Source organism: Tissierellales bacterium, from assembly GCA_025210965.1.
In the GTDB taxonomy this organism is placed as follows: domain Bacteria; phylum Bacillota; class Clostridia; order Tissierellales; family JAOAQY01; genus JAOAQY01.
This window is the reverse complement of sequence record JAOAQY010000019.1, coordinates 1-11,272: the sequence shown is the minus strand read 5'-3', so window position 1 is coordinate 11,272 and position 11,272 is coordinate 1. Positions and strand designations below refer to the sequence as shown.

The following is an 11,272-nucleotide window of genomic DNA, read 5'->3' as shown; positions in this document are numbered from 1 at the left end:
GACCACGAATTATTACATGAGCAAATGGAGAATAGACTTGAGTTTATAAGTAATCAATTTAAACTTGAAAAATCCAAGCGTGAAAAAGAAATATACAAGTTGAAAAGCATATCGTTGCAAGAAAAAAATAATGCTATAGAGAAAGCTTATGACAGAATACATTTGATTTCTCAAATAGGAAAAGAACTGACTTCTACATTGGACTTAGATAAGGTATTGGAATCAGTTTATAGAAATTTCAATCAACTTATGGATGCATATAGTTTTGGAATCGGAATTTATGATTCTAAAGTAAAAAAAATAGTGTACAAACTTTATATGGAAGATGGTAAAAGAAGAAATCAATATTCAACCAAACCGAATGATGATAGGAGTTTAGGCGCGTATTGTTACAATAGTGGACTTGAGATACTTATAGATGATGTTGATGAAGAAATTCATGATTATATTGCGGGCTTTGAAGATTTACCGAAAGCAAAAACACCTATGAAATCTGTTATATATGAGCCATTATTTGCTGAAAACAATATACTTGGAGTAATGACTATACAGTCACCTAAAAAAAATGCTTATGATAAAAATCATATAGAAATTGTAAGGGCGCTTGCGTCTTATGTTGCAATAGCACTTTATAATTCTCAAAAATCAGATTCACTTAGGTTGGAAATAAAAAATAGATTGCGTGCAGAGAAGAAACTTAAGAGAATTAATAAACGGTTAAAAGGTCTGACTATGCTAGATGGGCTTACGGGAATTGCAAATAGAAGAAGATTTGATGAATACTTAGGGGAATTAATAGAATCTAGTAGAGAGAGATCTTTACAAAGCGCTGTGATGCTTATAGATATAGATTATTTTAAAGAATATAATGATTATTATGGGCATTTAGCAGGAGATGATTGCTTAATAGAAGTAGCCCAAATATTGGCAAGAAGTATAGATTTAAAAAATGATTTGGTTTCACGATATGGTGGAGATGAATTTGCTATAGTACTATCAAATGCCGATGAAAATTATGTTCTGGAAGTATTGGAAAAAATATACTCTGGGCTCAAGCAAGTAGAGATTGAACATATAAAATCTTCAAAATACAATACAGTTACACTTAGTATTGGAGTGGCAATTGGATTTTCCTATGGAGATAGATGCGATGCTGAGTTATTTTTAAAAATAGCAGATAAAGCGCTCTATCAGGCAAAGGAAAGAGGTCGAAATCAAGGCGTTATTGAGAAAATCAATAATTAGTGGGGTAGGGGCATGAAAAAAATATCTAATAAAATTATTATAAATAATATCATGATTGCTTTTTTGATACTTGTATTGATCGGAGTAGTTAGTTTCAATTGGGCAAGCGGTCAAATAAAAAAGCATTCAGATGAAATATTTCAAAAAGATGTATTATACTATAGCGCTAGGATAAATGATGTGTTTAGGCAAACCGAAATGATAGCTAATAGCATTGAAAGTGTTTTTGATGATCTTTATCGAGCCATAGGATACGATGATACAAAAAGTGATGAAGTAGTGTTGAAACAAGATGCATGGAAGGCCATGGAATACCTTAATTCTAAATTTTTAAAGGAATCAAAGGGTGTTAAGCGATCTTCTATTGTATTTAGGGGGAATTATCTGCAACCTAATTATAAGATTTGGGTGAGTGGTAAATCAGATGACTTGACAAAGATAAATACCACTTATAAAAGTGGTGAATTAGCTAAAGAGTACCTAGAACAATATGGAGATGATATATACACTGATAATTTAGGTAAAAAGTGGCTTAATTTGACATTAGCTGGAGAGCTTGATGAGGTTACATATTATGAACCAATATTACAAGATGGTATTTTAGTAGGTTTTTTGCTTTTAGATTTGGATACGGACTATCTAAAAGGGATTATAAATAGTATACAAATTTATGAGACAGGATATGGAATGCTAATTGATGAAAATTATAATTATATAGTTCATAGAGAGCTTAGTGGCAAAAACCTTAAGGAACTTAATAGCGGGCAGTATATAGAACTTACCAAACAAATGGAGCTTAAAAAGCAAGGTGCTGAAGAGATAGAATACAACGGTATAGTTAAAGAATTTGCCTTTATAGAACTAGAAAATGAATGGTATCTTGGAATGGTAGTACCCAAAAATGAGATTTATGCACCTATATGGAGACTGATATTAGAATATGTTATGTCTATGGCATTGATTGTTTTGATAGTTATATTTGCAGCGTATAAAAGTGGAATGGCAATAACTAAACCTATTAATGAAATGCAGCTAGGAATAAAAGAGCTGGAAAACGGAAATTATATGACTAGATTACCAACTCATTTGATAGCATATCAAAATGAAATAGGCGTGCTTGCGAATGCTGTAAATAAAATGGTTGATCAAATCAGTCTTGAAATACTAAAAAGCAGAGGACAAACAGAAAAACTAAAGAGAGAGATGGTTGAAAGAGAGAGAATAGAAGCAGAGCTTTTTTTGAATTCACAAATTTTGGCTAAAGCTAAAGAAGGAATGTTTATAACCGATGACAAATTTAGAGTGGTGTATATAAACGATGCCTTTGTAAATATAACGGGTTTTTCTGAAGAGAGAGTATTAGGAAAGAGGCTCAAATTTTCAAATATTCCGTATGAGCACGATGATGAAAGAGATATGTACGATGTATTACTTTCGAGGGGAAATTGGAAAGGCGAGATTAGACAGCGAAGAAAGAATGGAGAAACTTATCTTCAAAAAATTAGTTTGGCTAGGATAGAAGAGGATGATGGAACAAAATATATAGGAATATTTGAAGATGCAACGGCATTAGAGCGTGCTGAAAAGAACATAGATTATTTGAGAAATCATGACTCTATAACAGAATTGCCTAGAAAAAACATATTTGTAGAATCATTAAATCAAATGATAATTAAAAATGCTCCCCAAAAACAGTTATTTAATGTAGTTATTGTGGGGCTAGATAATTTCAGAATAATAAATGAAGCTATAGGACATAGTAGCGGAGATCAAGTGCTTAGACATATTGCAGAGCAGCTTAAAGCATTGCCAAATCATACTATATTGTCTAGAATAAGTGGAGACGAATTTGCCATGATAGTTGAGAGTAAAAGTTATGTATCTTTTGTAAAATGGATAAAACATTTGCAAGATAAGATAAAAGAGCCGTTAAGACTCGCTGGTACAACTGTTACTATGACTTGTAGCATGGGTATTTCGACATATCCTTTAGATGGTAATTCGAAAGAATCACTATTGAGGAAAGCTCAGATAGCGATGAATTATGTAAAAGAAAATGGTAAAAATGGATATAAATTTTATTCTGACGAAATAGAGAGTAATTCAAGTGACAGGTTAGAGCTTGCGACGTATCTTAGAATGGCACTTGATAAGAATGAATTTGTACTATACTATCAACCAATTGTGGACTTGAATACAGAGAAGATAGTGAGCGCTGAGGCTCTTATAAGATGGGAGCATCCAAAGGAAGGGTTAGTGTCTCCGAATAAATTTATTCCACTAGCAGAAGAGATGGGCATTATAAAAGACATAGGAACTTGGGTATTGCTTCAGGCTTGTAGAGATGGTAAGATATTAAATACTATCAGACCGAATTTATCTGTGGCGGTAAATGTTGCGGCAAATCAATTTGAAGAAGATATTTTACTGAAAAATGTCAAAGATGCGTGTTCTAAATACGAATTTGATTTAAATAATTTAGAGCTTGAAATTACAGAGCGAATGTTGGTTAAAGATCACGTGCACGCAGAAAATATTCTTCGTGAGTTGAAGGAACTTGGAGTGAGAGTAGCTATTGATGATTTTGGAACTGGATATTCTTCGCTAAACTACTTAAAATCATTTGCGGTTGATAAATTGAAGGTAGATAAATCATTTGTAGATCCAATTGAAGTGGGAAATGAGGATTTGATAGCTCCTGTTATAATACAATTAGCTAAGGGACTTAAACTGTCAGCAGTAGCAGAAGGTATAGAGACGAAAAAGCAAGCGGAGTATTTGAGAAGACAGAATTGTGAATATGGTCAAGGATATTATTATAGTAAACCAATACCGTTTGATGAGTTTATGAAACTTTTAAAAGAAAATGAAAATAGTTAGTGAAAATGAGAGCCTACATAGGCTCTCATTTTATTTTGTACAAAATATTTTCATATGCAGCTAATATATTTAATGTAAACAATTCTAATAAGTCTTTATCAGTTTCAGAAATGGATTCAGATCCTCTAAAGAATATGACATCAATTAATCCATGAGGATTTTTATAGCATTTAACAAAGCCATCATCTGAGCAATAACTATGATCGGTAGAAACTGCTTCTTCAAGTATTTTTTTGACTTCTTGGGTAAGAATAGCATCTGGATTAGACATATCTACAGATTCATATACCCCGGTACCTATAAATATACTTTGTTCTGATAATGTTTCTATCTGATTATATCTATTAATGTAAATAAAGGCATCAGATTGGTATAAAAGACCTGTTAGCTGTTCGAGTACTCCTCTTGAAAACTGTTCTAAAGACTCGTATTCGAAAAATTTAGTAGATGCCAAAATTATCTTCTTAAGTGCTTTTTTGGTATCGCTTATAGTTTTTAAATCTCTATATGCCCTTAGGGAAGAAATCATACTTGTATAAAGTTTTTCTGACGTAAGCTCGACTTTTGTTTTGTAGTCATTTATATCGTATTTCGATATTATTTCTCGTTCTGGAGAATGACCCGGCATACCGGTTCTGAGAATAATCCTAGTAAGTCGATTGTCTAATTCATTTCTTATAAAATCTACTATTCTAAGTCCAGAATCATCATGTTCCATTACAACATCAAGTAAAATAACGGATATTTCTAAATCACTTTCGAGATAGTCACGAGCTTCCTTTTCATTTCGTGCACTTATAAAGTTGAAGCCTCGATCTTCAAATTTTACATCTTCTAGTACTAGCTTTGTAACGCTATGAACCGTTTCTTCGTCGTCTACAATCAATATATTCCAGTAATTGCTATTATCTTCATTTGCTAAAATTTCATCTTCTTCATCCTCGGCAAAGAATAAAAAATCATCATTCATATCAAGACCTCCTCTGTATGAAATACTTTTACCCGAAAAAAGAGAATATTCACATACAATATAGCTTAATAACTTAGCAGCCTAACAGCTTGGTAGCTTAGAGAAATCTAATTGAGTAAAAAGATTTTAAATAAGCAATAAAAAAGCACCCGGCTCCCAATCATTATCAAATGTTTGGAGTCGAGTGCTATTTTTCTCGTAAAACTTAGAATTAAGAAAAAATTATTTAACTTTGTATCGATACAGTTTTATCGTTAAGGATGGTTCGTTGTATTCTACTTCAGCTTTGTCGACCATCATGCCTATAAGACAAAGTTCGGAATCGCAGTCGCATTCTCCAGCAAGTTCCCAATAATATTCTTCCATTTCCAGTTGTCTTCCAGAGTTCAAAAGTTCTGCTAGATGAACAACACGTTCTTCTGTAAAATCAATGTTGTCAACGACCACTTTGACTTTAAAGTAGTCCGGACGGTCTTTTATTGAGATCGTCATATCGTGTGACTTGCGTTGAAAACAAAAAGTAATCAACTCATCTACGATTTTAGATAGCTTTTTTATTTCATGTTTCATAGTCACTAATCTCCTTTTTTAAATGCATCGATGACAGGTACAAAAATAGAAGCGACAATACCTCCTGCAAAGCCATTGTTATAAAGATTTACTCCACCGTGCAAATACCCAACATTCATAACTACGGATGTGTGGATAAAACCTGCTATTAAACCGGCCCACCACCCATGCACACCGGCTATGGGTGCCAATGTAGTTGCGAAAAGTCCGGTTATGACCATTGCAACAGAATCCATAGGCCATATATTAGTAAGTGCAGCGATAAAGACTCCAACCATTACTGGTATCGAATTTTTCGGATGATTACCAAATGCAGAAAAGCCACACAGTGTTAGCAATCCAGCTATTACAGCGCCGTTAAAGGAACCACCTATCAAATAGACAAAAGCCATTCCGATTAATCCCATGATACCCATGTTGATAAGAGTTAATCCCAAACCAGTAAGGAAAACAAAGTCTGTTATTAGACGACCAGAATAATGTAAAAGATCTTTATATCCTCTAAAAGATTTTTCATTTAGTCGAAAACCAACAAAAATCATTGATAAAAATAACAAAAGCATTATGCCTGCCAATGTATTGTGATAATGAGTCGATAAAACTTGTCGCGTCGTTACATTATACCCGTAACCTCTGAATAAAGCAATAACAACTGTTCCGATAATTCCAGAAGTCAAACCTACATTATATATATTGAATCCATCATGCATCTTGACCATGTGAGCAGATAGAACAGGCATAAAGAAACCAACAGAAACTCCAGCCAAAAGACTTATCAATAAATTTGCAGTAGTAGACAATTCAAAAAGGTAATAAACTTCAGTTACTAGTGGTGAAAGACTAGTTGCAAATATAGTTATTATAAAAACTCGACCGAAAGACTCCTCTTGATATCTAGCATATAGGAAACCTCCTAAATATATTGGTATTACATTTACTATATTATTGCCAAAAAAAGCGAAACCAGTAATAATCCAAAGTCCAGCAATGAAGAAACCATTGATTTTCAACTTTAACTTTCGCATGCAGATATAATTAAAAAACATCAATAGTCCAGAATTTACTAGTGTTGCACCAAGACCTCCTACTTCTAAATAATCAGTTATGAGAACATCGGATGATCTCACGATATCGATTAAGCCATGATAAATATTGATTGGCGAATCAACGAAGAAAGCTAATATCATAGCACACATAGCGCAACCTAAGAAAAAACGACCAGCTAGATATTCCTGCTTTTCATTTAGTTTTCGTATTCGCAAAATACTTTCCACGAAAAAAACCTCCTTATATAAAATCTATTTTAAATGTAGTATTGTATTCATTATACGCTATTTTTTTACCTTGAGTCTATTAAATACCAAAGAAATGTTGTTTAAAAAAGTTAAAAATAAAATGTGAAAAAAAACACAAACTTCAAATTATCTCATAGAATATAGAATTTGACAAGTGGTAGCCTTCGTAATAAAATTAAGCTGTTAATCTAGTAGGTTATATTTAGAAATGGGGTAAAGGTATGGAATATGCGAGTATAAATAAGATAATTCCATTTAGTTCGGTGGATGGACCAGGAAATAGAACTGCATTGTTTTTTCAAAGTTGTAATTTCAATTGTAAGTATTGCCATAATCCAGAGACGATAAATGTGTGCGTGAATTGCGGTAAGTGTATTGATTATTGTAAGGTCGGAGCACTTAAAATGGAAAATAGGCAAGTAATTTGGAATGAAGAATTATGTGTGCAATGTGATGAGTGTATAAAAAATTGTCCTCATGACAGTACACCTAAGATATATCGTTGGTCTACGGATCAAGCTTTAGAAAGAATATTGGAGAATGAAAGTTTCATAAGTGGAATTACAGTATCAGGAGGCGAATGTACCCTTTCAGAAACATTCTTAGTTGAACTTTTTCAAAAGGTAAAGGAGCATAATTTGACGTGTTTTGTAGATAGCAATGGATATAAATCTTTTAAGCAAATGGAAAAACTGACAGAAGTGATGGATGCTGCAATGATAGATTTGAAAGCTTATGATGAGGCGCAGCACATAGAACTTACAGGAAAGACTAATAAAACAGTAATTGAAAATATTGAGTATCTAGCAAAGATAGGTAAATTGTATGAGATTAGAACAGTTGTAGTTCCAGGAGTTCTAGATAATAGTTATACAATTGATTTGGGAAGTAAACTTTTAGCGAAAATAAATCCTAAAATCAGATATAAACTAATAAAGTATAGATCTTTGGGAGTCAGAGAAGAACTTTTAGATAGTTATACTCCAAGTGATGACGATATGGATATGCTTAAAAAAATAGCTGAAAAAAATGGTTGCGAGAATGTTGTATTGGTATAGAGATAGGAGTGAAGTAATATGGATTTATCAAAGCTATACAAAGAAAAAAGAAAAAATCTATAGGGCTTAGCGAAGCAGAATGGGAATTATTAAAGAATGATGCAAAAAAGGCAGATGACAAAAGGGAAAGTGGTGATAAAAAATGACCCAAGAAATAAGGGATTTGCCAAGTTATTTTATAGCTGTTATACAATTATTTGCTTTTTTTAGAGTATTTAATTTCATATTATACAAACTAATTGGGAACAAGATAGGTTATAATAGAGAAAAGGAGTGGAGAAGAAATTTATTAATGGATCTTTATTTTAGCCTAATATATTTTGCAGCATTGATGACTAGCAAGTCCATTTGGATTTCTCTATTCTCAGCTTTTTTGGGAAGTGAATTAGTGGTAGGCATAGGAGAGGGTATTTATAAAAGGGAGAAAAAGGATGTGTGAAGTAAATGTTAGGAAGACAATCGGAACTTGATAAGCTTATAGAAGAAATCAAGGAAGGTTTGTGGTGCAGAGAAGGTACTTGTGAAGTTGCAGCAGAAGTTTTAAATGGGGAAAAAACTGATGCAGGAAGTACTTTTGTGAAAAAGACTACAGAAAACAGTAAAAATGTTCTGTCTAACTCAGAGAAAACTAGACTTGAAAAACTAAAGAAAATAGGTATATTTAAATGTTGTAATGAAGGATACTACTTTTTCGAACAAGGAACGCCAGGAGAATCGATGTTTGTTATATTAAAAGGAAAAGTTAGTATATGGGTGAAAAATAACAATAAGAGGAATCAATACATTACAACACTTAGACCTGGTGATTTTTTTGGAGAAATGTCGTTATTGGAGAAAATGCCTAGGAGTGCATCGGCATTAGCAGAAGATGATTGCTTAGTGGTAGAAATATATGATAGACATTTTCAAGATTTTTTAGAGATGAGTCCTGATTTTTCATATAAAATGCTAAAAAGTTTGAGTAAGAGATTGAGAAGAACTAATGAATTACTATAAATGATAATAAAAATTGAGACAGAGGTGGAAAACGTGTATTATTTTGATTATTCAGCAACGAGTTATCCAAAACCAAAGAGAGTTGTTGACAAAATGGTTGAGGTCATAACAGAATATGGTGCAAATCCAGGACGTTCTGGTCACAGATTAGCACTAGAAGCAGGTCGTGGTATTTATGAAACTAGAGAGAGACTTGCAAATTTTATTGGTGCGAAGAATCCTATGGATATAGTTATTACTAGAAATGCAACAGCTTCTTTAAATTTGGCTATAAAAGGATTATTAAAAAAAGGAGATCATGTTATAACGACAACTATGGAACATAATTCTGTTTTGCGCCCCATAATGAAGCTCAAAGATAGTGGGATTGTAGAAGCTACTATTTTAGAAGCTGATGAAAAGGGTCATATTGACTTAGAGGAGCTTAAATCATCAATAAAGAATAATACAAAATTGGTTGTTACCACGCATGCATCAAATGTTATGGGAACTATTTTTCCTATAGAGAGCATATCGAAAATAGTACACGAAAAAGATGTACTTTATTTAGTTGATGCAGCACAATCAGCAGGATATTTAGCTATTGATGTAGAAAAAATGGATATAGACCTTCTTGCAATGACGGGGCATAAGAGCTTATTAGGGCCTCAAGGGACAGGAGCACTTTATATTCGAGAGGGAATTATATTAGATAGTATAGAAGAAGGTGGTACTGGTAGTAAATCTTATGAATTTACTCAGCCAGAGATTTATCCAGATAAATTTGAAAGTGGAACACCTAATACACCGGGAATAATAGCATTGGGCGAAGGGCTTAAATATATAGAAGAGATAGGACTAGAAAAAATTGCTAATCATAAATGGGAGATGACAAAGCGGTTTCTACAGGGAATAAAGGATGTAGAGGGGATTAAAGTTTATGGTCCTGACTTATCGGAAAAAAGAGCTCCAGTTGTACCTATAAATATAGGCGAAGAAGATTCATCCTCAATAAGCTATATATTAGATGATGAATTTGACATAGCTACAAGACCTGGATTACATTGTGCACCACTAGCACATAAAAGCATTGGAACATTTGAGCAAGGCGTCGTAAGATTCAGTTTTGGACATGGGACTACAGCTGAAGAAATAGATTATGCTATAGATGTATTGAAGCAAATTGCGGAGAATTATAATCAAAATTTGGAGGAACAATTATGATGACATATGTATATGTTTTGGGAGTTGTTTCGTTAATTTTATTTATTTTACTTATAATTGCTTTAAAGAAAATTTCAAAAGTAGAGAAGAAGTATGAAAAACTTATAGAGAATACTAATGGAGAGTCATTAGATGAAGTAATTATAAATAACAAAGAGGATATCGCTAATTTAAAACTTGAAGTCAGGGATTCTAGGTCATATGAAAAGAAACTACAGGTGCAACTAGATGGTAGTATTCAAAGAATAGGTTTTAAACGCTACAATGCATTTGACGACATGGGAAGCAATATGAGTTTCTCGACAGCGCTATTAAATGAGGTGGGCGATGGGATAATATTGTCTAGCTTGTATGGGCGAGATGGATGTAGTATGTATGGAAAATCCATTGAAAAGGGAAAATCTAGTTATTTGCTATCAGATGAAGAGAATGAAGTACTAAAACAAGCTATGAGTAAATAGAAGAGGATAGGGGTTTTATTGATAAGTAAATTTGTCGATAAAACCTTTTTTATTTGATGTTTTTGAACTCAAGGAGAAACGTCAGAAAATTTAGAAGTAACTTTCTTTTAAGTATAGTGTTGACATGAAAGATTAATCCTGCTATACTAGGTTTTGTCGTCAGGCAACACCGATGACAAACTTGCTTTAAACATTCAAATCAAGCGAAAAACTTTTGGATAAAAACTTGAAAAAAGTACTTGAAAAAAATGGTTAAAGTTGCTATAATAAAAAAGTCGCTGAGGCGGATTGCTTGAAAAAAGAAATTAAAAAAACTTCTTGACAAACAAGCTGCTGGGTGATAAAATCGTAAGAGTCGACAGCGAAGAGCTGGAGGCGAAAAACGACCTTTGAAAATTGGATAGTGAGATAAATTTCGTTTCATTTATATATGAAACGAGCAACCAAAATGTCACAAAATTTTGTGACAATGCGACTTTTAGTCGCAACGAATTAACATAAAAACATTTTTGTTTTTACGTCAATTACGTCAGTTTTGACTGATGCTTAATTAAACTTTTATATTGAGAGTTTGATCCTGGCTCAGGACGAACG

Annotated in this window: 10 protein-coding genes; 7 read left to right on the top strand and 3 right to left on the bottom strand. The window is 32.9% G+C overall.

Features of this window, described 5'->3' with window-relative positions:
- Together N4A40_00990 and N4A40_00985 are read left to right on the top strand one after the other, a co-directional pair.
- Nucleotides 1-1,245: sensor domain-containing diguanylate cyclase (locus tag N4A40_00990; GenBank protein MCT4660405.1), on the top strand; the 1,245-nt coding region annotated here is incomplete at its 5' end.
- A 12-nt stretch (nt 1,246-1,257) separates the two neighbouring features.
- The gene (locus tag N4A40_00985; protein ID MCT4660404.1) at nt 1,258-4,125 is read left to right on the top strand and encodes an EAL domain-containing protein; all 2,868 of its coding nucleotides are present in this window, start codon (nt 1,258-1,260) and stop codon (nt 4,123-4,125) included.
- A gap of 25 nt (nt 4,126-4,150) precedes the next feature.
- Here N4A40_00985 and N4A40_00980 read toward each other — a convergent pair whose 3' ends face one another.
- From N4A40_00980 to N4A40_00970, 3 genes are all read right to left on the bottom strand, one after another.
- Nucleotides 4,151-5,095, bottom strand: a complete 945-nt coding sequence (locus N4A40_00980; GenBank protein ID MCT4660403.1) for a DUF3369 domain-containing protein — start codon at nt 5,093-5,095, stop codon at nt 4,151-4,153.
- 222 nt (nt 5,096-5,317) lie between these two features.
- Nucleotides 5,318-5,665, bottom strand: coding sequence for a hypothetical protein (locus N4A40_00975; GenBank protein ID MCT4660402.1), 348 nt, complete (start codon nt 5,663-5,665; stop codon nt 5,318-5,320).
- Between the two features lie 5 nt (nt 5,666-5,670).
- A complete protein-coding gene (locus N4A40_00970) occupies nt 5,671-6,939 on the bottom strand; it encodes a DUF1576 domain-containing protein (protein MCT4660401.1) in 1,269 nt (422 codons plus the stop codon).
- A 242-nt stretch (nt 6,940-7,181) separates the two neighbouring features.
- On the opposite strand from N4A40_00970, the gene N4A40_00965 reads away from it, so the two are divergent.
- From N4A40_00965 to N4A40_00945, 5 genes are all read left to right on the top strand, one after another.
- Nucleotides 7,182-8,018: a YjjW family glycine radical enzyme activase gene (locus N4A40_00965; protein MCT4660400.1), complete on the top strand. Its 837-nt coding sequence runs from the start codon at nt 7,182-7,184 to the stop codon at nt 8,016-8,018.
- A gap of 142 nt (nt 8,019-8,160) precedes the next feature.
- Nucleotides 8,161-8,457 carry a hypothetical protein gene (locus N4A40_00960; protein ID MCT4660399.1) on the top strand — a complete coding sequence of 99 codons (297 nt, stop codon included), beginning with the start codon at nt 8,161-8,163 and terminating at the stop codon, nt 8,455-8,457.
- A gap of 5 nt (nt 8,458-8,462) precedes the next feature.
- The gene (locus tag N4A40_00955) at nt 8,463-9,014 is read left to right on the top strand and encodes a cyclic nucleotide-binding domain-containing protein (GenBank protein MCT4660398.1); all 552 of its coding nucleotides are present in this window, start codon (nt 8,463-8,465) and stop codon (nt 9,012-9,014) included.
- Nucleotides 9,015-10,217, top strand: a complete 1,203-nt coding sequence (locus N4A40_00950) for an aminotransferase class V-fold PLP-dependent enzyme (GenBank protein ID MCT4660397.1) — start codon at nt 9,015-9,017, stop codon at nt 10,215-10,217.
- Nucleotides 10,214-10,678, top strand: coding sequence for a DUF4446 family protein (locus tag N4A40_00945; protein ID MCT4660396.1), 465 nt, complete (start codon nt 10,214-10,216; stop codon nt 10,676-10,678). Before N4A40_00950 ends, N4A40_00945 begins: the two co-directional genes overlap by 4 nt.
- Nucleotides 10,679-11,272 lie beyond the last annotated feature (594 nt).

Coding starts and splice junctions, on each gene's coding strand:
- N4A40_00985 (MCT4660404.1), top strand. CDS start 1,258: ATGAAAAAAATATCTAATAAAATTATTATAAATAATATCATGATTGCT.
- N4A40_00980 (MCT4660403.1), bottom strand. CDS start 5,095: ATGAATGATGATTTTTTATTCTTTGCCGAGGATGAAGAAGATGAAATT.
- N4A40_00975 (MCT4660402.1), bottom strand. CDS start 5,665: ATGAAACATGAAATAAAAAAGCTATCTAAAATCGTAGATGAGTTGATT.
- N4A40_00965 (MCT4660400.1), top strand. CDS start 7,182: ATGGAATATGCGAGTATAAATAAGATAATTCCATTTAGTTCGGTGGAT.
- N4A40_00960 (MCT4660399.1), top strand. CDS start 8,161: ATGACCCAAGAAATAAGGGATTTGCCAAGTTATTTTATAGCTGTTATA.
- N4A40_00955 (MCT4660398.1), top strand. CDS start 8,463: ATGTTAGGAAGACAATCGGAACTTGATAAGCTTATAGAAGAAATCAAG.
- N4A40_00950 (MCT4660397.1), top strand. CDS start 9,015: ATGATAATAAAAATTGAGACAGAGGTGGAAAACGTGTATTATTTTGAT.
- N4A40_00945 (MCT4660396.1), top strand. CDS start 10,214: ATGATGACATATGTATATGTTTTGGGAGTTGTTTCGTTAATTTTATTT.